At 53.6% G+C, this 19,249-nt stretch carries 21 protein-coding genes and 1 tRNA gene; 15 read left to right on the top strand and 7 right to left on the bottom strand.

Going from position 1 to position 19,249, the window contains the following annotated elements:
- Positions 1 to 5 precede the first annotated feature (5 nt).
- Positions 6 to 1,181, bottom strand: a complete 1,176-nt coding sequence (gene manA, locus JTP09_RS09510) for a mannose-6-phosphate isomerase, class I (RefSeq protein ID WP_204878219.1) — start codon at positions 1,179 to 1,181, stop codon at positions 6 to 8.
- Positions 1,182 to 1,304: 123 nt separating this feature from the next.
- Between manA and JTP09_RS09505 the strand changes: the two genes are divergently transcribed.
- Complete coding sequence (locus JTP09_RS09505) at positions 1,305 to 2,711, top strand: phosphomannomutase/phosphoglucomutase (RefSeq protein ID WP_204878218.1); 1,407 nt, start codon at positions 1,305 to 1,307, stop codon at positions 2,709 to 2,711.
- A 91-nt stretch (positions 2,712 to 2,802) separates the two neighbouring features.
- Positions 2,803 to 3,030: a hypothetical protein gene (locus JTP09_RS09500; protein ID WP_204878247.1), complete on the top strand. Its 228-nt coding sequence runs from the start codon at positions 2,803 to 2,805 to the stop codon at positions 3,028 to 3,030.
- 106 nt (positions 3,031 to 3,136) lie between these two features.
- On the opposite strand, the gene JTP09_RS09495 is transcribed toward JTP09_RS09500, so the two are convergent.
- Positions 3,137 to 4,321 carry a globin domain-containing protein gene (locus JTP09_RS09495; RefSeq protein ID WP_204878217.1) on the bottom strand — a complete coding sequence of 395 codons (1,185 nt, stop codon included), beginning with the start codon at positions 4,319 to 4,321 and terminating at the stop codon, positions 3,137 to 3,139.
- A gap of 135 nt (positions 4,322 to 4,456) precedes the next feature.
- Complete coding sequence (locus tag JTP09_RS09490; protein WP_204878216.1) at positions 4,457 to 4,939, bottom strand: Rrf2 family transcriptional regulator; 483 nt, start codon at positions 4,937 to 4,939, stop codon at positions 4,457 to 4,459.
- A gap of 310 nt (positions 4,940 to 5,249) precedes the next feature.
- Here JTP09_RS09490 and JTP09_RS09485 point away from each other — a divergent pair, with 310 nt between their 5' ends.
- Positions 5,250 to 5,618, top strand: a complete 369-nt coding sequence (locus JTP09_RS09485; protein WP_204878215.1) for a hypothetical protein — start codon at positions 5,250 to 5,252, stop codon at positions 5,616 to 5,618.
- A gap of 271 nt (positions 5,619 to 5,889) precedes the next feature.
- Here the strand turns inward: JTP09_RS09485 and JTP09_RS09480 are convergent, their stop codons facing one another.
- Both JTP09_RS09480 and JTP09_RS09475 read right to left on the bottom strand, forming a co-directional pair.
- Positions 5,890 to 7,365: a sugar ABC transporter ATP-binding protein gene (locus JTP09_RS09480; protein ID WP_204878214.1), complete on the bottom strand. Its 1,476-nt coding sequence runs from the start codon at positions 7,363 to 7,365 to the stop codon at positions 5,890 to 5,892.
- Positions 7,366 to 7,667: 302 nt separating this feature from the next.
- A complete protein-coding gene (locus JTP09_RS09475) occupies positions 7,668 to 9,527 on the bottom strand; it encodes a phosphoenolpyruvate carboxykinase (GTP) (protein WP_204878213.1) in 1,860 nt (619 codons plus the stop codon).
- 417 nt (positions 9,528 to 9,944) lie between these two features.
- Here JTP09_RS09475 and JTP09_RS09470 point away from each other — a divergent pair.
- Positions 9,945 to 10,020: transfer RNA gene (locus JTP09_RS09470), tRNA-Arg, on the top strand.
- On the opposite strand, the gene JTP09_RS10410 is transcribed toward JTP09_RS09470, so the two are convergent.
- Positions 9,983 to 10,297, bottom strand: coding sequence for a helix-turn-helix transcriptional regulator (locus JTP09_RS10410; RefSeq protein ID WP_204878243.1), 315 nt, complete (start codon positions 10,295 to 10,297; stop codon positions 9,983 to 9,985). The genes JTP09_RS09470 and JTP09_RS10410 overlap by 38 nt on opposite strands.
- Before the next feature lie 94 nt (positions 10,298 to 10,391).
- Between JTP09_RS10410 and JTP09_RS09460 the strand changes: the two genes are divergently transcribed.
- A complete protein-coding gene (locus JTP09_RS09460; protein ID WP_204878212.1) occupies positions 10,392 to 10,622 on the top strand; it encodes a MerR family transcriptional regulator in 231 nt (76 codons plus the stop codon).
- Between the two features lie 4 nt (positions 10,623 to 10,626).
- Here JTP09_RS09460 and JTP09_RS09455 read toward each other — a convergent pair whose 3' ends face one another.
- Positions 10,627 to 11,067: a hypothetical protein gene (locus JTP09_RS09455; RefSeq protein ID WP_204878211.1), complete on the bottom strand. Its 441-nt coding sequence runs from the start codon at positions 11,065 to 11,067 to the stop codon at positions 10,627 to 10,629.
- A gap of 1,103 nt (positions 11,068 to 12,170) precedes the next feature.
- On the opposite strand from JTP09_RS09455, the gene JTP09_RS09450 reads away from it, so the two are divergent.
- The 10 genes from JTP09_RS09450 to JTP09_RS09405 all read left to right on the top strand — a co-directional run bounded on the left by JTP09_RS09450 (position 12,171) and on the right by JTP09_RS09405 (position 19,247).
- Complete coding sequence (locus JTP09_RS09450) at positions 12,171 to 12,431, top strand: hypothetical protein (protein WP_204878210.1); 261 nt, start codon at positions 12,171 to 12,173, stop codon at positions 12,429 to 12,431.
- Between the two features lie 249 nt (positions 12,432 to 12,680).
- Positions 12,681 to 12,959, top strand: a complete 279-nt coding sequence (locus JTP09_RS10405) for an HNH endonuclease signature motif containing protein (RefSeq protein ID WP_204878209.1) — start codon at positions 12,681 to 12,683, stop codon at positions 12,957 to 12,959.
- An 87-nt stretch (positions 12,960 to 13,046) separates the two neighbouring features.
- A complete protein-coding gene (locus tag JTP09_RS09440; protein ID WP_204878208.1) occupies positions 13,047 to 13,370 on the top strand; it encodes a hypothetical protein in 324 nt (107 codons plus the stop codon).
- A complete protein-coding gene (locus tag JTP09_RS09435; protein ID WP_204878207.1) occupies positions 13,367 to 14,836 on the top strand; it encodes a terminase large subunit domain-containing protein in 1,470 nt (489 codons plus the stop codon). Before JTP09_RS09440 ends, JTP09_RS09435 begins: the two co-directional genes overlap by 4 nt.
- Positions 14,837 to 15,079: 243 nt before the next feature.
- A complete protein-coding gene (locus tag JTP09_RS09430) occupies positions 15,080 to 16,291 on the top strand; it encodes a phage portal protein (RefSeq protein ID WP_204878206.1) in 1,212 nt (403 codons plus the stop codon).
- Positions 16,224 to 17,750 (top strand): HK97 family phage prohead protease, encoded by a 1,527-nt coding sequence (locus JTP09_RS09425; protein WP_204878205.1) that lies wholly within the window; start codon positions 16,224 to 16,226, stop codon positions 17,748 to 17,750. The genes JTP09_RS09430 and JTP09_RS09425 overlap by 68 nt, the downstream gene beginning before the upstream one ends.
- Positions 17,750 to 18,061, top strand: a complete 312-nt coding sequence (locus tag JTP09_RS09420; RefSeq protein ID WP_204878204.1) for a hypothetical protein — start codon at positions 17,750 to 17,752, stop codon at positions 18,059 to 18,061. Before JTP09_RS09425 ends, JTP09_RS09420 begins: the two co-directional genes overlap by 1 nt.
- Entirely contained in the window at positions 18,061 to 18,435 is a 375-nt protein-coding gene (locus JTP09_RS09415) for a hypothetical protein (RefSeq protein WP_204878203.1), read from the top strand. The genes JTP09_RS09420 and JTP09_RS09415 overlap by 1 nt, the downstream gene beginning before the upstream one ends.
- Positions 18,428 to 18,859, top strand: a complete 432-nt coding sequence (locus tag JTP09_RS09410) for a hypothetical protein (protein WP_204878202.1) — start codon at positions 18,428 to 18,430, stop codon at positions 18,857 to 18,859. Before JTP09_RS09415 ends, JTP09_RS09410 begins: the two co-directional genes overlap by 8 nt.
- Entirely contained in the window at positions 18,852 to 19,247 is a 396-nt protein-coding gene (locus JTP09_RS09405; protein ID WP_204878201.1) for a hypothetical protein, read from the top strand. Before JTP09_RS09410 ends, JTP09_RS09405 begins: the two co-directional genes overlap by 8 nt.
- Positions 19,248 to 19,249 lie beyond the last annotated feature (2 nt).

The raw sequence follows: 19,249 nt of genomic DNA, 5'->3' as shown, positions 1-19,249 counted from the left end.
AGGGTTTACCGATGGGCGGCAATGTAAAGGTCGCCGGTGCCGGTAATCGTGGCGGTAACGGGGGCGCCCACATGCATGACCGATTCAGTACCGGTAATCTCAAAGCTCTGCCCCGCACCGGTAATAGTCACCTGACCGCCGGTGCTAATGAGGGTTGAGGTCCCCTCAAAAGTAAACTCAATCGGCGCGTCCTCACGCACCTGCACACGAGTCACGCTCAACCGCTGATCCCACATAGCGTAGGTAGCAACCCCCGGCGTAATGCGCTCAGGAGTCTGAATCTCGGGGGAACCCTGCTCCACCGCGAGAATCTTAATAAGTTCATCGGTATCAATATGTTTGGGGGTCAGACCCGCGCGCATCACATTGTCTGAAGGGTTCATCAGTTCAATCGCGGTGCCATCAAGGTAGGCGTGTACCTGACCGTCAGGGGTGAACGCTGACTCACCGGGAGCAAGCTCAATATAGTTCATTACCAAAGCCACTAGCAGACCGCGATCACCGGGATACTTACCGGCAACCATCTCCACCAGCTCAGCGGCTTTAACCAGGACGCGCTCGTCACCGGAATAGGCAGCAGCGGCAGCTACCGTTTCATCAACAGCACGTACAGTCGCGTCCTCATCTAATTGAATAATGGTTGTCAGCAAATCCTTAGCAGTAGGTGCCGGTAACAGCGCCTGCAACCACTCCAGGTTAAAACCGCTCGCCAGCGCGTCAAGCTGGTGAGCATCACGCACGCCGGTAAGAATCTTCACCTCAGATACCGCAATAACAGTTTCAGGCTTCGAAAAACGATCCTTATAGTTACGGTGAGGGGCGTCTAAAGCAATACCGCGGGCATTTTCGTCGGCAAAACCTTCTTCTGCCTGCTCGTCAGTAGGATGCACCTGAATTGAAAGCGGCGCATCAATAGCAAGAATCTTGAAAAGATAGGGGAAAGCGTCATTAGAGCGTTCAGCAACCAAAAAACGCTGGGGGTCTTGTTCAACAAGCTGGTCTAGCCCCTGTTCCTGACCGTCGAGTAAAGCAATAGAGGGCGCTGACGGGTGCGCGCCCACCCATACTTCAGCCTCTGGATCCTGCGTAGGAACAGGAACCCCGCGCATCTGCGCCAAGGTCGTATGAGAACCCCACGCATAGTTTTGAATTTGATTCTTTAGTTTAAACAATTCACCCATAGGGATAATCCAACCATGACTACCTTTTTCTGTGATGTTTTCTTAGGCTCCATTTTGCGTGTTTATTGCCATAATTGCGTTTTGTCGGAATGAGCAGAGCGAAGAGAGCATTAGAATTACCCTATGACTACAGTAGATTTAAATGCTTCTTTTAAGGCATACGATGTGCGTGGTATCGTCGGCGATACCATCACCGCTGAAACCGTTCGCGCAACAGGCGCTGCCTTTGTTGATGTTCTCGGTCTTGCAGGCCAGAAGGTGCTGGTGGGTGCTGATATGCGACCCTCAGGTCCGGAATTCATGGACGCGTTCGCAGAAGGTGCAACCGCTCGCGGCGCTAACGTTGTGAAAATCGGTCTCATCTCGACCGACGAACTGTACTTCGCATGCGGCGTTGAGAACGCAGCCGGTGTCACTTTCACCGCTTCTCATAACCCTGCCGAGTACAACGGCATGAAGATGGCTAAGGCTGGCGCTGTGCCGATTTCATCAGAAACCGGTCTCTTTGACGTGCGCGACTTGGCGCAGAAGTACCTCAACGACGGCGAGATTACCGCTGTTGAAACTACCGGCACCGTTTCTGAAAAAGACTTCCTGAAGTCCTACGCAGAATACCTGCGCAAGCTGGTTGATCTCTCTGGCATTCGTCCGCTCAAGGTTGTAGTGGATGCGGGTAACGGCATGGGCGGCATGACCACCCCCGCTGTTTTGGGCGACACTATTCTGCCCGGTCTACCCCTTGAGATTGTGCCCCTCTACTTTGAGCTAGACGGCACCTTTCCCAACCACCCCGCCAACCCGCTTGAGCCTGCCAACCTGGTTGATTTGCAGAAGTCAGTTGTTAAGCACGGTGCTGATATTGGCTTGGCTTTTGACGGCGACGCTGACCGCTGCTTCGTTATTGACGAAAAGGGCGAGCCTGTCACCCCCTCAGCTATTACTGCTTTGGTTGCTGAGCGTGAGCTCAAGCGTGCCCAGGCTGAAGGCAATGATGAGCCCGTTATTATTTACAACCTGATTACCTCAAAGGCTGTACCCGAACTCGTTGAGAAGCTGGGCGGACGCGCTATCAAGACCCGCGTGGGTCACTCCTTCATCAAGGCTGTTATGGCAGAAGAAAGCGGCGTTTTTGGTGGCGAGCACTCAGCGCACTACTACTTCAAGGACTTCTTCAACGCTGATACCGGCATGCTCGCTGCGATGCACGTGCTGGCAGCTCTCGGTGAGGCTGAGACCCCGCTGAGCGAGCTCGGTACTCAGTATTCCCCCTACATTTCATCGGGCGAGATCAACTCAGAAATTGAAGATAAGAAGGGTGCGGTTGACCGCATCCGCGCGCTCTACGCTGATAACACTGATGTGACCGTTGAAGATTCAGACGGCACCACCTTCTCTAACGCTGCTGAGGGCTGGTGGGCGAACCTGCGTCCGTCCAACACCGAGCCTTTCCTGCGTCTGAACCTGGAAGCTCCCGATACCGCGACCATGGAACGTGTACGCGACGAGATTCTAGCTGAGGTACGCAAGTAACACTGCGCTTTCACAGCCCAAGAGCCTGCCACTGTTTGACTGTGGCAGGCTCTTTTCGTATACCGAATGTGCCTGAAGCTAGATCAGCACATTGACCAGCGTAACCAAGCCAACCGCAATAATAACAACGCGCGGTAGGGTGGGCGGTAGGCGGCGTCCGGCCTTGGAGCCGACCAATAATCTGGATACCTCAAGTATTGACTGGTTAGTGCAGGCTATCAGTGCTTACCGGGGTGCCCTCGTTCTGGTGAGCCATGACGAAGATTTTTGCGAACGCATCGGTAGTACACGAACGCTGACGCTGGGAAGCCCCTCGTAAGAGGCAAGACTTAGCTGGCTACCTTCTCTGCGTGCAAAAGGACGCCGCCACTTCTGCATCTAGCGAAAGTAACGGCGTCCTTGGACACCTAACGCGAGGCTGCAAACTAGGCGGTACGAGCCTGGTCGTGCAGCATCCACTGGTCAGGGCCGAAGATTTCGTACTGGATCTGCTGACCCGGTACACCAGCTTCTACCAGTGCTGAGCGGGTTGCCTGCATGAAAGGCAGCGGACCGCACAGATAAACAGAAGCGTTGGAGGGAACATCGAGCTTTGAAACGTCTACGCGACCTTCAAAGTCGCCTGAGCCATCGCCCAAGAAGGAGACCAGCTTGCCGTTTTCTAGCTTCTCAACAGCGGCAGTGTACTCGTCTTTGAGGGGCCATGAGCTAGCGGTGCGATCAGCATGAACCGCCACTACCTCACGTGCAGAACCCTCAGCAGCAAGCTCAGAAACAAAAGCCAGCATGGGGGTGATACCAATACCTGCGCTGAAGAGGTAAAGCGGTGACTCGGGGTTGTCACCGAACGAACCGAGGGTAACATCGCCGTAGGGGTTAGAAATTTCTACAAGGTCACCGTTCTGCAGTTCGTGCAGAATAACGGTCATCTCGCCCTGTTCATCGAGCTTGATTGCAACGCGACGCTGATTCTTCTTAGCGGGCAGCAGGGTGAACTGGCGGGGCTGACGCAGACCGTCACGAGCCTTGGTGATGATTGAAACGTACTGACCGGCAACCGCCTCAGTCATGGGGGTTTCATCGGCAGGCTCGAAAGTCAGCACGAGAGTCTTCTCGCCGGTCTCTTCGCGGGCAACCACCTTGAAAGGGGCGAACATGACGTCGTTTGCCTGAGATGCATAGAGACCCTTTTCGAGCTTGATAAGGGCATCTGCCATCAGCCAGTACACCTCTGTCCATGCCTCAGCGACCTCGGGGGTAGCGGCATCACCCAAGTCAGCGGCAATAGCTTCAAAGAGGTACTTATAAACAGTGGGATATTCCTCTTCTTTGAGGCCCAGGGCTGCGTGCTTGTGAGCTACGCGGGAAAGAACTTCGTCGGGGTATGAGTCGGGGTTAGCGACAATCCAGGACGCGAAGACAGCGATTGACCCTGCCAGCGCCTTAGGCTGGGTACCCTCAAGCTGAGATGAGCGTGAGAACATACCGTCCATGAGATCAGGACGAGCTGCAAACATGCGCTTGTAGAACTCGGGGGTGATGTAGTTGATGCGCTCAGCGATCACGGGCAGGGTTGCCTCGATGACGGGGCGGGACTTTTCTGAAAGCACGGGGGCCTCCTTAGTGACAGTCTGTTGATAAACCACTCCCAATCTAGCATACAGAATGCGAATTTTAGGTAAATGAAAAACCCGCCACGCCCGAAAGCACAGCGGGTTCAAAAAGTTTTCAGTTTACCCAGCGAACTATAGTGGCGAAATCTCAGGCAGACGTTGGGCGAGCGGCCCCAACCCCAGCTCTATAAAGACCGGACCCATCTGACGCTGATTGGGCAGCTCCGCAATAACAATATCGTCTACAGCAGCGAAGAAAGCCTCACGGGCGCGCCCTAACACCGTTCGCAACGCACAGTTATTACGCATGGGACAGGACGTGTGGTTACTGTGCGTTTCGCACTCCACCATTGCCACATCACCCTCAGAAGCCCGCAAAACAGCGCCAATCGTCACCACTCTGCCAGAGGCAGACAGCACCACACCACCGGTGCGACCGCGAGTTGATTCGACCCAGCCCCTACTTGCCAAAAAGGCAACAGACTTAGCTACATGGTTATAGGGCGTGCCCACACCATCTGCGATAGTTTGAGTTGAAAGGCGTTCCCGCCCGTCAATACCGGCAAGAAGCAGAAGTATTCGCAATGACACGTCAGAAAAAGCAGTGAGCTTCATGCCGGATGGACCCTCCTTACAATTAAGCGTGCAGAAGCAAACCAAGCGCCGCTTCCCTACCAGTCTAAAAGACCTACCCCTAATAAGTTACTGGTCAGTCAATAAGATTACTAGCTAGAGTTGATAAAGATTACATCGACTATTAACGTTTTTACCTACGGCGCAAACGCTCAAACTATCGTCACATTCGGTCGAACGATGTAAGATTTTGAGTACACGCGCTGTAAAGATAATTTGCTGTTTCTATAACGCCAATTGTCTACTACAGGTCTTGGCGTTTTAACCCAACTAGAGACAAAGGAACATCTTTATGTCACAGCTCGACGAATCAATCAAGGAACTGCTTCAGATCGAAGGCGCAACCGGTGGCGCACTGGTTGACATCTCATCAGGTATGGCTCTTGCATCAGCAGGCAACCCCGGTTTCGACCTGACCGTTGCAGCTGCAGGTAACTCAAACGTAGTTCGTGCAAAGCTCAAGACCATGAGCGATCTCGGTCTCGATCAGAAGATCGAAGACGTGATGATTACCTTGGGTGCTCAGTACCACCTGATCAACGTTTTGAACACCACCGAGACCTCAGGTCTGTTCGTTTACCTGGTGCTCGACCGTAACACCGCTAACCTGGCGCTTGCACGTCACAAGCTGAACTCCATCGCTTCACGCATCTCACTGTAAGCGAAAAGTTCTAGCTTTTAGCTAATACTTACCTCAACAACGAGGTAGACGGGGCACTGTTCTTGAGTGAACAGTGCCCCGTCTTTTTTGTAAGCATTTTTACGATGTGCAACGCAACATTGGCAGTCTTACTCCTTTCCCGATGAAGGAACTATGCACGCCAGATGCCGGCAAACCTCTCATAGGTTTTATCTGTAAGAGGCTTTACCTGTGCAGAGAGCACAAAACCCCTCGCCCGGCAGAACGAGGGGATTCAACATGCTTTATTTTTTTAGAAGTCGTCGCCGAGGACGTCTTCCATCAAGGTATCTTCGTCAGCTTCTTTATTGCGCTGAATAGAGACCAGTGAGCCGTCGCGCATCACAGCGATGCGGTTGCAAAGCTCAACCAGCTCGCCCATTTCTGAGCCAATGATAATAATCGAGGTGCCCTTACGTGCGAGATCCTTGAGCATCTGGTAGATATCGCTACGTGCGCCCACGTCGATACCGCGGGTGGGGTGATTGAGAATCAGCAGGTCACAGTCAGTGGTCATCCAGCGGGCAAGAGCGACTTTCTGCTGGTCACCGCCGGAGAGGTTACCCACCTCTCCCTGAATGTTGGTGGTCTTAATGCGCAGCTTCTGTACCTGGTTAACAACGTCGCGCAAAGCCGATACTTCGTGCACAAAACCGGCTTCATCAACGTCGCCACCCATAAGGGTCTTAGCGATAGAACGCTCGTTAGCGATACCCAGCTCGTCATCATTGTCAGAGAGGTAACCGATGCCCTGCTTGACCGCATCCTCAGCACTATCGAGCTTAATCGCCTCGCCATCCATCTGCAGCTTGCTGTAGGTAACGTCAGATTTGACGCCCACCAGCGCACCCGCGACCTCGTTCATACCTGAACGGCGAATGCCGGTCAGACCAAAAATCTCACCGCGCCCCACAGAGAAAGAAACATCCTTCAGGGAGCCGTCCTCGCTGCTGAGGTTCTCAACCTCCAAACGGACATCTTCACCCTCATATTCTTCGGGGCGGGTTCCCATCACAATGTTACGTTCCAACATCTTGTAGACGATTTCCTCAGGACCCAAATCGCGAGGATCAAATTCAGTAGCCACCACGCCGTCACGCAAAATTGCAATGCGATCCGCCAGAGAGCGCAACTCATCAATGCGGTGGGTGATGTAGATAACCGAACGTCCCTCTTTAATGAGGCGCCGGGTAATTTCATGCAGCTGGAAAATCTCGTAATCATTGAAGGTCGCAGCAACCTCGTCCATGAGTACCAACTGAGTCTCCTCAGCCTGCATACGCACAACCTCAATCAACGCCTGCTCAGCGCGCACCAAATCGCCCATCTTAGCATCAGGGTCAATTTCAAGATTTACCCTGCCTAGCAGTTCAAGCGCGCGTTCACGCTGCTCGTCAGCGGGCTTGTTAGCGTGGAAGGACGCGCGAAAAATAGCCTGCGCTACGGTCAGCTCAGGATCAACGCTGAACTTCTGGCGAATAGAGCCAATACCAACCGCCATTGCCTCATCGGGGGTGCTCACAACATAGCCCTCACCCGCAATAGACATGGTGCCGCCATCGGGAGTGTCATAGCCACCGAGGATTGAAATAAGTGTTGACTTGCCAGCACCATTTTCACCCAGCAGACCAACGACTTCGCCGCGGGCAATATCGAGGTCTACCCCACGCAGAGCACGAGTGTGACCATGTGACTTCGTCAGCCCTTTGATGCTGAGCAGGTTATCCACTACGAATTCTCCCCTTCAGGCTCTGAAAATAAGCCCTATCGAACTACTGGCAGTCCCCCTCTAGCGCCCCAATCCATGGGGGTGACATAAAGGTTCATAGAAATTATACATTTTCCTTCTTATACTACCGACACAGCCGTACAAAGTAATTCGGGTTGGTAATAAAAGATTGAAATTATTTTCACGCACAATAAAAACGGTGGGTTCAACAGCGCACAAACGCCGTTAAACCCACCGTTTCACACGTACTCTGCGGGGGCAAAAGCAAGTGCTTAGCCTATCCCCCGCTACCTATCAGAGGGCTAGAACGCCTGCTCTAAGGCATCCACCAGAGCATCACGTTGCGCACGCACCTGAGCGGGCAAAGTATCGCCAAATTTCTCTAACCACCCATCAATACCGGGAATTTCCTGCTTCCATTCTTCGACATTTACAGCCAAAGCCGCCTGAATTTCCTCTTCAGTAATATCGAGGTTAGTTAAATCAAGATCAGCTGGGGTGGGTACAATACCAACGGCAGTTTCTTCGCCACCGGCGGTACCATCTAGGCGCTCGCAAATCCATTTAACGACGCGGGAGTTCTCACCGAAGCCGGGCCACGCGAATCCACCATCGGCGGTGCGACGGAACCAGTTGACGTAGTAAACCTTAGGCATATTTTCATGCCCGTGCTTCTCACCTAAATCAAGCCAGTGCTGGAAGTAGTCCCCGGCGTTGTAACCGATGAAGGGCAGCATTGCCATGGGGTCGCGGCGCACCACGCCCACAGCACCCTTGGCAGCTGCGGTGGTTTCTGATGAGAGAGTAACGCCCTGAAAGACACCGTGTTCCCAGTTCTTTGATTCTGAAACTAGCGGAACGGTGGTCTTGCGGCGTCCACCAAAGATAATCGCATCCAGCGGCACGCCCTCGGGTTCGTAGTACTCGGGAGCGAGCATGTCAGCCTGGTCAATGGGGGTGCAGAAACGTGAGTTGGGATGCGCAGCAGGACGCCCTGCATCGGGAGTCCAGTCATTACCACGCCAGTCAATCAGATGCTCGGGAACCTCATCGGTCTTGCCTTCCCACCACACGCTGCCATCATCAGTGAGAGCTACGTTGGTGAAAATAGTGTTGCCCTTGGCGATAGCGCGCATAGCATTGGGGTTAGTGGGCCAGCCGGTACCCGGTGCCACACCGAACAGACCAGCTTCGGGGTTCACTACGCGTGCTTGATCATTTTCATCAAAACGAATCCACGAAATGTCATCGCCCACCATCTCAGCCTTCCACCCGTCGATGGTCGGATCCATCATGGCGAAGTTGGTCTTACCGCACGCTGAGGGGAAAGCAGCAGCCACGTAGCGTACCCGCCCAGAAGGAGAGGTAACCTTGAGAATCAGCATGTGCTCAGCCATCCAGCCCTCATCATGCCCCAGAACGGACGCGATGCGCAGGGCGTAGCACTTCTTACCCAACAGAGCGTTACCGCCGTAGCCCGAACCGAAAGACCAAATCTCGCGGGTCTCCGGGAACTGCACAATGTACTTTTCGGGATTACAGGGCCAAGGAACATCCTGCTGCCCTTCTTCAAGCGGAGCGCCCACCGAGTGCAACGCTTTCACAAAGAAACCGTTAGTGGCAGTGAGCTTCTCAAGAACCTCAGTGCCAATAGTTGCCATAATGCGCATGGAGCACACTACGTATGCCGAGTCAGAAATCTCAACACCAAACTTGGGATCGCTCGCATTCAAGCTACCCATCACGAAGGGAATCACGTACATGGTGCGTCCGCGCATGGAACCCCTGTACAGACCACGCATATCTTCCTTCATCTGAGCAGGGTCACGCCAGTTATTGGTGGGACCTGCCTTCTCCGGAGTTTCAGAGCAGATAAAAGTACGTTCCTCAACACGTGCAACATCGTCAGGGTCAGAGAACGCGGCGTAAGAATTGGGGAACTCATGGTCGCTCAGGCGCACAAACGTGCCAGCTTCAACGAGCTCTCCTGCCAAGCGATCGTATTCTTCTTGGGAACCGTCCACCCAGTAAATGCGCGCAGGCTCAGTGAGCTCTGCAACCTCGCGTACCCACTGCACCAACTCTGCATGGGTGGTAGGTGCATGATCAATTGCTTCCTGTGCAACCGCTGAAAGGCTGGTTACCTGTGAGTTATCAGCCATGTAGACCGTTTCCCCTTACATATATATTTCGGAACTACTCTGTACCGAAGTATCGTGTGCTCACCTCTGCCAAACGTCTGACAGAATAAAAGCAAAAACGCGCCAGCACCCCAAATTTCAGGGCAACAGCGCGTGATCTACTTCTAACAGCAAGCAGCTCACCTCTTTGTGATGTAATCAAGATACCCAGAAACCTGCGCCATTTGCACTCATTTCGAGCATTTCCCCTCAGTTTTTACAGATTCCACCTCTCCAAAGAAAAAGTTTTCACCCAAAATTCCGCGAAATGTAGCGGATTTTTCGTTCCAACACCCCCTATGAGATGACAGTCACACCTTTTCGATTTGCGCGCACCCCAAAACCTGCGTAGAGTATTACTCGTTGCTGAGGCAGCCGAGAGGTTACCACAGAGAACATGCGCCTGTAGCTCAACGGATAGAGCATCTGACTACGGATCAGAAGGTTGGGGGTTCGAATCCCTTCGGGCGCACCACTTCAGAAGCCCTCTCACCATCTGGTGAGGGGGCTTTTTTCGTCTCACCAGTAAGAAGCCAATCAAGGTCTACCCCCGTTGCCATTGCCCACAAAATCAGGGTAGAGCGGCGGGGCTTACTTTTACCCGTCTCTGCCGAACTAATCGAGTTGCGAGATACACCAATTTTTTCTGAGAGCTGACCCTGGTCTAGCTCTGCCTCTTCGCGCGCCTGTAGCAAGCGATAGCGCAAACGACTAGCTGGAACCCTACCTGTTTCATATTGTGTTAATACCATAATCCAAGTTTAGAACACCCTTGAGGGCTTACTCAAAAAACTGTGAGAAAACATAGAACTTGTATTATTCACGCTTTAAGAGCATACTTGGAACATGACAACTCTTGAGATGGTTACAAGTGCTGAGGCAGCGGCGCGTCTGGGAGTCACCCAGCGCTACATCGCAAAGCTAGTAAAGGACGGCTCAATCACGCCTTTACACAAAAACCCCGGCCGAACCGGGGCGTATTTGTTCACCAGTGAAGAAGTTGAGCACGCCTGCGCCATGCGTGAACTGCAAGACGCGGGTAAAACAAAAGCCCACCGCACAAAGGCGGTGGGCTAGGTTGCTACTTCCAATAGGGCGGGGGCATGTATTTATGCTCTCCAAGTCTCAGAACGGCGCTCACGCCGTCCCCATCGTCTCTAATCCAGACAGTTGCGGCGTTGATGCCAGAGTTCAGAGCTTCGATAAGGTCTTGCCGTTTTGCAATGTATCGCGGTTCAAGCTCCCCAACGACTTTCCCATCTACAAGAATCTGGGCTATATCGCTACCGGCGTATTTACCACTGACCTGTTTTCGAGAGCTGAACGTACACCAGAAAACCTTAGACCGCCGCCCGGTCTTCGCAAGCACCTTACCCCGTGGTGAACTATGCACCGCTAGAAGCGGGTAAAGGTCTTGCTCTATCAGCTCCCCCTTGTATAGCAAGGGAGGTTCAACGGTTTTAGCGGCCTTTGGGCCAAACAACTTACTTAGTAATCCCATACCGCAATTAAACCACTTCAAGCCCCGTTACCACCGCTAATGGAGCGGCACACTACGAATACCCACAACTCAGTAGAAGTAAGCACAGGTTCAATTCCTGGGCGGGGCACAAGGCGAATACCGCGCCTATACAAAGCCAGAAGACTGGCAACGGTAAACCCGGCAGTAATTCTTTCTTTACGTTTCCTGAAGCCGACACACCAGCCTTGCAAGCTGGCTATGTGAACTAGGTAAACGCCCTCTAAGGGTAAGCCCACCGGGTCGTGCCGGTGGTAAATCCCTACTGATAGCAAGACCGTCTAAGGGGGGACGGGCATAAAGACGAACTAGAGCGGTTAGCTACCGCGCTAGGGGGTATATGACAGACAGCTCACCTTTTATAACCAAAAGGCAGAGGGTCTATAAGTCGTATCTGGGAGACCAAACCCAGCGCCAAAGGTCGGGAAATTCTGGGGGTGGAGCCAAAGCAAGACACGCGCCCGCCAGGGTGCCACCATTGCCCGCCCCGTGCATATCTATTCAGCTACCGAAAGAACCCAAATGCTAAGACCATACAGAGCCAAACCAGAGCAAGCCTAGAACAGTGGCTAGAAGAAAGAAGGAGAAACAGGAATGGGCGAGGTAATCCCGCTATTCGGGCAAACTGAACTACTAAAGTACAACAGGAGAAAGAGAAATGACACTCCCAAAAATCAGCCTACCCAACAACAAGCCCCCACTGTGGCTAAGAAATCAGCTGCACAGGTTGCCTACGAAATCAGAACAACCCGCCGCTGCTTTGTCTGTGGAATCCGACTGCCAGACAGCGCACACAGCAGCTACTGCACCACTCACCCCGCCGCGCTATTCCGATTCATCGAGTGCTCAGAAATTGGCTGCACTCGAGTCACTGCTCGAAGAATGTTTGGACACAATCGATGGACTTGTGCAGAGCATCAAAACCCGCGACCGCCTAGGCAAGGTCGGAATGTCGATACTGGTAAGCCAGCTCGAGACGCTAGTGGAAATCTATCGAACCGCGAAAGAGTCTTACAGATGATTGAGCAGCACAAGGCACAGGCACAGCGTAGCAGGGGCAGGTCACAGCCACCGCCGCGCCCGCCCTACAACATCGGTGGAACGATATGAGCACAACACAAGACCTTGACCGCGACCGGCGCACTCTCACATGGGCAAGCAACCGCCTAGCCGAAGGACACCGCGCCCTAGACCTGCCAGAACACGAGTTCCAAGACATACTTACCGGCTTCCTGCTAGCTACCCGCGCTTACCACCAAAGCATTAGAAACATCAACGAAAGCAACCGCCGTGACTACCAAAGAATCAATAGCCGAACTAACAAGGCTAACCACCAACCTCACCCGATCACTCAGAGCAATGAATAAGCTGGCCCGCAAACCAGACACCACCACCGCGCAACAGCTACTAGCTGTACGCTCTGAAGCCCGTAACTACGCCCTGATGCTAAAGACCGTGGCAGATAGGATTACCCGCCATATCGAACGCACCACCGCCCACACCGTGCAACACGCCCCCCCACCTGCAAGCACACCCCCACCTACGCAAATACGCACCCCCCACCACGAGAACAGGCACCCCCCGCCGTGGCTAGACGATGGGGTGGGCGTAAAACCATGGAGGCTCTGGCCGCGCTCCGTGTACTCTACGCGGGCAAGCTGGTTTGCCACATCTGCAAGCAACCCATCATCGACCACAGATACACACTTACCTGCTGCAACCAACCAAAGAGATTGCACTGGCTAACAGCAGATCACGTAATACCACGAAGCAAAGGCGGAACAGATGACCTAAGCAACCTCAGACCAGCACACCACCGCTGCAACTCTGCACGCGGTAACAAAGACATCACGCGCCGCCACATCGTAGAAGATTCAACCGGATTTTTTATCTAGGCACCCTCAGGACACCGCGCGCCCTGTTTTCTTTTTCTTCCGGTTCAAAAAAATTTCTGGCAAACCCAATCAAAATAAGGCTAAAAAATGTCAAACACCGCAAACACCCCAAACCCGTTCCTAGACATTCCCGGCTACGGGTCAGTAGGCAAACCAGCACTAGAACGCGCCGCCGAAAAGCTAGTAAAAAAGCTAGCTGAAGACCAAAAACTCAACGAGTCCCACGTTCTCACCGTGCAAATGATTCTTGACCTAGCCCGCGTTTGCGGTCTATCAGCAGACAAGGGCCGCGCGTCAGCCGTAGCCCTAGCATCACGCGAACTACGCGAAGTTTTGGCCTCCCTGCCCGGTGCAGATATGACCCTAGAAGACGAGTTCAACGAAATGATGGAAAAAGCAGGTATCGCATGATGTCCACCCCGGAATCTCTGGCACCTGAAGACCGCGCACTGTACGAGCAACTAGCACCGGCGCTACCGCGCAACACGACCATACCAGCACCGGGGGCAAAGCATGATCTAGCTGCTGTTGAATCCGTATCAAACATGCTGCAAACCCCTCTAATGCCGTGGCAAAAATGGTTTGTGCGTCTAGCTACCGAACGCGCCGTTGATAACCCCAACCGCTACCGCTACAAGTACGTTTTATGCACCGTCCCGCGACAATCTGGCAAAACGACAGCCATGCGCTGCACTCTAACCGAACGCGCGTTGAAGCACCGCAACCGCCAAGCGTTCTACACCGCACAAACCGGCAAAGACGCCTCAGAACGCTGGAAGGATTTAGTAAAAAAAGTTGAAGAATCGCCACTGAAGCGTTTTTCAAAAATCCGACTGGCAGCAGGGTCACAAGCCCTTACCTTCGTCAATGGGTCAAGCATTAGACCTTTCACACCATCTGCTGAGTCCCTGCACGGCTACACCCCGCATGATGTGATGCTAGATGAAATCTTTGTTTGGGACGCGCAAGAAGGCGCTGACCTGCTAGGCGCTATCGTCCCTGCACAGAACACCCTAGAAGATTCACAAATCTGGTTAGTATCAACGATGGGTAACGCGCACAGCGAGTTTCTCAACGAATGGTACGAAAAAGGGATAGTCGCGCTGAATGATCCTGGCAGCAACATAGCCATTATTGATTTCGGGCTACCCGAAGGGCTAGATGCTTTTGATCCTGAAAACTGGCAGTATCACCCGGCGGTTGGTCACACCATCGGCAAACAAGACATTGCCGAAGCCGTAGAAGCCCTAACCGCTGGAGAGTTCGAACGCGCATATATGAACCGCATGGTTTCAGCCGGTGAAACATTTATCCCTATGGAAGTTTGGGACGCCGCCGCAAACCCCGCACAAACACCCGTACCCTGGGGCAACATCTGTGTTGGCTACGACGTCGCCTATGGTGGCGAATCCGCCGCCGTAGTAGGAGCCTGGTACGACCAAAACGACACAATCCAGATACGCACCATACACAGCGAACACGGTTCAACGTGGCTAGCTGAATACCTGCAACACGAAATCAAACCAAAGCGCCCCCGCGCGCTAGGAGCTGACAGCGTAGGAGACACCCGCGTACTTACCGACGCGCTGAAAAATCACGGCTTTGTTGAACGCCCCCAAGAGCTTACCCCGCGTGATTACGCAAGCGCCTGCATTGCCTTCAAAACTCACCTGACCGAAAAGACCATACAACACAACGCATCTGTGAATATGCGTCACGCTGTAGAAAACGCCGTCATTAGACCACTAGGCGAAGGCTGGGCTTTTAGCGGGTCAAAATCAACCGGCCCTATCGCAGAACTAAAAGCCGCTGTAGTTGCAGTGAAGCTACTAGAGCAAACCAAAAAACGCCCCGGCTCACCAATTTTGAGATTCTAAAATGACCGAAAAATACACAGGATTCACACTAGACACGACACAAAACAGTTGCGTAATTATTTGCCTTAACCCGGCGTGCGATTGGCGCGAACTAGCCTTTAGCCGCCTTAGTGCATGGCGGGCAGCGCAAGAACACGAACGCCTTGTGCACCCCGGTCAGTTCATCGCCTCAAAGAGCTTCAGCATCAACAAAAAACGCGCCGCGCATTTTCAGGTGTAGATACCATCGTTTTAACTAAACGCATGGGCATTTTTGGAATCTTCAGCAGAAACTCACGGCTACTAGACGCCGCGATTAACGCGCCGCTACCGGCTGATACTTTCGCGCTGGCTAGCCCGTGGGCTGATAATTCCCACTTGAAAGAAGTGACCTACGCGCACCTTCACGACCTGCCCACCGAAAACGCGCCCATTACGCGCACCGACGCAATGTCTTTAGCTGCTGTGGCGAAAGCCCGCAATATCATCGCTGGCACTATCGGCAGGTTCCCAATGGTGGCAATGTCAGGGCGCGAGCCCTACGCGCAAAACCCGGCGTGGACTCAACAGATTGAGCACAACCGCCCGCGCTCACTCACAATTACATGGACGGTAGACCACCTACTTTTTTACGGGCGCGCATTTTGGGTCATCACCGACCGCTACGCCACCGGCTACCCGCGACAATTCGCATGGGTTCCCGAAGCTGAAGCCGAAGTTTCAGATACCGGCGCGCTCACCGCAGCATGGGGGCAAAAAGTCCCGCCAGATGCTTATATTCGGTTCGATGCACCAAACGAAGGGCTATTGACCTTCGGTCGCCGCGTCCTACGCAAAGCACTAGATACCGAACGCGCCGCAGAAAACGCCGCCGCAAACCCGGTTCCATCAATCGAACTGCACCAAACCAACGGTGATGATCTCTCAGATGAAGAAATCCAGAACCTACTAGATGGGTGGCGCGCGGCGCGAACTTCACGCGGGGGCGGCGTCGGTTACACAAACCCGCTGATTGATGTTCGAACGCACGGGCAAGCCGCTGAACAGCTGCTGATTGATGCACAGAATCAAGCCGCGCTAGGCATAGCCCGCGCTATGGGCTTACCCGCATGGGCTGTTGACGCTTCAGTACAAGGCGCGTCAATGAACTACAGCAACAGCGCATCACGCGGGCGTGAACTTATTGACTTCGGACTTATGCCCTACATGGCAGCAATCGCAGACCGGCTAAGTATGGACGATGTGGCCCCGCGCGGGGTGTGGGTCAAGTTTGAGACAACCGATTACCTAGACCCGCCACTAAAAGAAAAGGTGGACGCACTGAAGGTAGCGATTGACGCCGGTATTTACACCGCTGAAGAAGCACGAAGGATTATGCAGGGCATACCCCTAGAAAGCACGGTAAAAGATGGAAATCAAAACCAAAGCGACCCCGCAACTGACAGCGGGCGCGGAACTGAGCAAACGCAGGATTAGCGGCCGCATTGCAGTCTACGATGTGACCGGCTCACCGACCGGCGGCGCGGCTTCATTCGCGCCCGGGTCAATCATCGTTCCTGACCCGCCAAGCAAAGTGAAGCTGCTGGTAAATCACGATATGAACGCCCCTGTTGGCTACATGGAGTCGTACACCGAAGACGCTGAAGGCATCAAAGCAACATTCGTTGTTGCTGAGACCGAAAGCGGCGATATTGCACTAGCTGAAGCTAAGGCAAGGATTCGTGACGGGCTATCCGTGGGCGCTATGGTTCACCAGCTTGACCCCGCTGCACGCGAACGTGGCGAAAAGCGCGTTACGAACGCCGCCTTGTATGAAGTTTCGCTAGTGAGCGTACCGGCTTTTGAAAACACCTTGATTGAAACTGTTACCGCTGCACGCGGCGCAACTGAGAAAGAAGAGGACACCATGTCTGAAAACACCGCCCCTGTTGAGAAGGTAGAAGCTACCGAAGAAGCTGAAGAGCCGAAGCCCGAACAGCTTACCGAGATCATCAACGCTGGACGAATCCCCGTACCCGCTGAATCCCCCGCGCTGACCATCACCGCCGCCGCTGACCGACTGTTGCAGGCAACCAACAACGGCGAAAACGTAGGCGCGGTAATGGCAGCACTTTCGGACGTTGTACCGGCTAACGATAAGGGCGAAGCCTTCCTGAAGAAGTTCTGGATTGGTGAACTTTGGCACGCGTCAGTTGTGGAACGCCCCTTCATTGATGGCTTTGGTCCCACCGGTAAGCTCTCAGGTCTGAAGGCTTACGGTTGGCGCTGGAAGGAAACGCCGGTAGTCGGTAAGTATGCCTCAAACAAGACTGAAATTCCGTCCAACAAACTTTCAACCGAGATGGTAGAGGGCGACGCGCAGGATTTCGCAGCGGGTTGGGACGTTGCCCGCAAGTACATTGATTTGGGTGATACCGGCGCAATCTCTCAGATTTTTCAGCTTGCTGCTGATGATTACCGCCGCAAAACCGAGGAATGGTTTGCAGGGCGCATCATCGCGCAGGCTACCAATAAGACCGGCATCACTTCAGCCCTTGACGCTATGCGCCAAATTCCCCGCGAGATGAAAAAGATTGGCGCGCGCGTGTCGAAAATCAAGCTGGGCGAAGCCGTTTATGATGCGTTCCTAGATTTGCCAGATAACGCCGTCCCCTGGTGGCTGAAAGCACAGGGCGCGGTGGACTTGACCGACTCAACCGGTGTTGCTGCTGGTGTGTCTGTTGAGTATTCATCTCAGCTGGCATCTAACGAGATTATTGCCTGGGATTCGAAGGCGGCGACTTACTACGAACACGGTTCATCACCGATTCGTTTGCAGGCGCTGGACATTCCCCGTGGTGGTATTGACATCTCAGTACATGGCTACGCGGCGGAAATTGTGCATGACCCCCGCGCGATCATCAAGGCAACCGTCGCCCCCGGCGTTGGTGGCTAATGATTACCGCGCAAGAGGTAGCCGCGTGGCTAGGTTCACCCATCGCAGATGAACATCTGACACACGTTACTGAAGCCGTCAACACTTACGTGGATTCGTTGCCATCAATTGACCGCAACGAATCCAACGAGTGGGCACAAACCACCGTGCTAGGGGCGAAGATGCTAGCCGCCCGCCTGTATAAACGCCGCAACTCCCCCAACGGTGTTGAAGCGTTCAACGAGGTGGGCGCAACGTACGTTTCACGCTATGACTCAGATATAGCCCGCATGTTGCATATCGAAGCCTTCCGTAAGCCGAGGGTGGGCTAATGCCGTTCGATGAAGTCATTAAATACCTGATTGAGCGGCTAGAGGGTGACGGCATTAGGGCGCTCTCACGCGCTGAAGCTGCCCACACTCTGCCCGCTGTGATTGTCTCACCGGCAGATTTCACCTATGACCGCCTGAGTATCGAAGCGTACACAGCGGAAATAGAAATCTACATCATTGCCGCAGATTCTGGCACTGAATACCAGCCCTTGCAAGACCTGTACCCGATAGCGAAAAAGCTAGCTGAAGAGTACGGGGCCCGCGGTTTTGAAGCTCTCACCGTCACTCTGAAAAACATGGGCAACGCCGATGGATTACCCGGTCTGAAGACCACCATCAAACTAGACGTAAAGGAAACAACCGCCAATGAGTAATAAATCTATTGGTACAACCATTCTTGGACCCGGCACCCTAACTCTGGGCGCGAACACTTCGATGCACACCATGAGCAACCAGGTAACGAGCGTAAAGCTGGTGCCCAAAGTAGACCGTGAGAAGGGTCTGACTGTGCTCTCTGGGCTAAAGAAGGGTGGCGCGCGGTCTGAGTCCTGGACGCTAGAAGGAAAGTTCCTGTTTGACCTGGGAACTGCTGAAAGCACCTCTGATTACCTATTCGATAATCGAGGTCAAGATGTTCCGTTCACGTTCACCCCGGCAACCGCACGCGGTACGACCTTCACCGGTACTCTCACCGTTGAATCTGCTGAAATTGGCGGTGATGTAGACATTGACAACCTAGAGGTTGATTTCAGCTTTGAGGTTCAGGGCGACCTAACGAAGAATAAGCCCGGTGGCTAAGGGCGACGCCTTCAAAGTTGAGATTGAGGGCGGGCGCGTCCTGCGTAAAGCTCTCAAACAGGCACAGATAGACCTCAAAGAGCTATCAGCTATCAACCGCCGCGCCGCCCAAATCGTTGCCGCCCGCGCTAAACAGCTAGCGCCGGTAGGTGACAACAAAAACGGTCATATCGCCGCCACCATCCGCGCCGGGGCAACCCAGCGCGCCGGTATCGTGCGCGTGGGCAGAGCTAACCGCGCCTATGCCGGTGTAGTCCACTACGGCGACCGCAAACGCAACATCAGAAAAGTTAGACCCTTTGTAATCATTGCCGCGCAGGAAACAGAACCGCAGTGGCTAGAGCAGTATTACCGCGAGATTACAGAAATTATCGAAAGGATTGGCTAGCA

Origin of the sequence: Rothia sp. ZJ1223, from assembly GCF_016900985.1 — a bacterium.
Classification (GTDB): domain Bacteria; phylum Actinomycetota; class Actinomycetes; order Actinomycetales; family Micrococcaceae; genus Rothia.
The sequence above is the reverse complement of the archived record's forward strand: the minus strand, read 5'-3'. Positions and strand labels throughout refer to the sequence as shown.

Excerpts from the sequence above, each read along its gene's own strand:
- manA (WP_204878219.1), bottom strand. The coding sequence starts at position 1,181 with ATGGGTGAATTGTTTAAACTAAAGAATCAAATTCAAAACTATGCGTGG.
- JTP09_RS09505 (WP_204878218.1), top strand. The coding sequence starts at position 1,305 with ATGACTACAGTAGATTTAAATGCTTCTTTTAAGGCATACGATGTGCGT.
- JTP09_RS09490 (WP_204878216.1), bottom strand. The coding sequence starts at position 4,939 with ATGAAGCTCACTGCTTTTTCTGACGTGTCATTGCGAATACTTCTGCTT.
- JTP09_RS09485 (WP_204878215.1), top strand. The coding sequence starts at position 5,250 with ATGTCACAGCTCGACGAATCAATCAAGGAACTGCTTCAGATCGAAGGC.
- JTP09_RS09475 (WP_204878213.1), bottom strand. The coding sequence starts at position 9,527 with ATGGCTGATAACTCACAGGTAACCAGCCTTTCAGCGGTTGCACAGGAA.
- JTP09_RS10410 (WP_204878243.1), bottom strand. The coding sequence starts at position 10,297 with ATGGTATTAACACAATATGAAACAGGTAGGGTTCCAGCTAGTCGTTTG.
- JTP09_RS09460 (WP_204878212.1), top strand. The coding sequence starts at position 10,392 with ATGACAACTCTTGAGATGGTTACAAGTGCTGAGGCAGCGGCGCGTCTG.
- JTP09_RS09450 (WP_204878210.1), top strand. The coding sequence starts at position 12,171 with ATGAGCACAACACAAGACCTTGACCGCGACCGGCGCACTCTCACATGG.
- JTP09_RS10405 (WP_204878209.1), top strand. The coding sequence starts at position 12,681 with ATGGAGGCTCTGGCCGCGCTCCGTGTACTCTACGCGGGCAAGCTGGTT.
- JTP09_RS09440 (WP_204878208.1), top strand. The coding sequence starts at position 13,047 with ATGTCAAACACCGCAAACACCCCAAACCCGTTCCTAGACATTCCCGGC.
- JTP09_RS09435 (WP_204878207.1), top strand. The coding sequence starts at position 13,367 with ATGATGTCCACCCCGGAATCTCTGGCACCTGAAGACCGCGCACTGTAC.
- JTP09_RS09430 (WP_204878206.1), top strand. The coding sequence starts at position 15,080 with ATGGGCATTTTTGGAATCTTCAGCAGAAACTCACGGCTACTAGACGCC.
- JTP09_RS09425 (WP_204878205.1), top strand. The coding sequence starts at position 16,224 with ATGGAAATCAAAACCAAAGCGACCCCGCAACTGACAGCGGGCGCGGAA.
- JTP09_RS09420 (WP_204878204.1), top strand. The coding sequence starts at position 17,750 with ATGATTACCGCGCAAGAGGTAGCCGCGTGGCTAGGTTCACCCATCGCA.
- JTP09_RS09415 (WP_204878203.1), top strand. The coding sequence starts at position 18,061 with ATGCCGTTCGATGAAGTCATTAAATACCTGATTGAGCGGCTAGAGGGT.
- JTP09_RS09410 (WP_204878202.1), top strand. The coding sequence starts at position 18,428 with ATGAGTAATAAATCTATTGGTACAACCATTCTTGGACCCGGCACCCTA.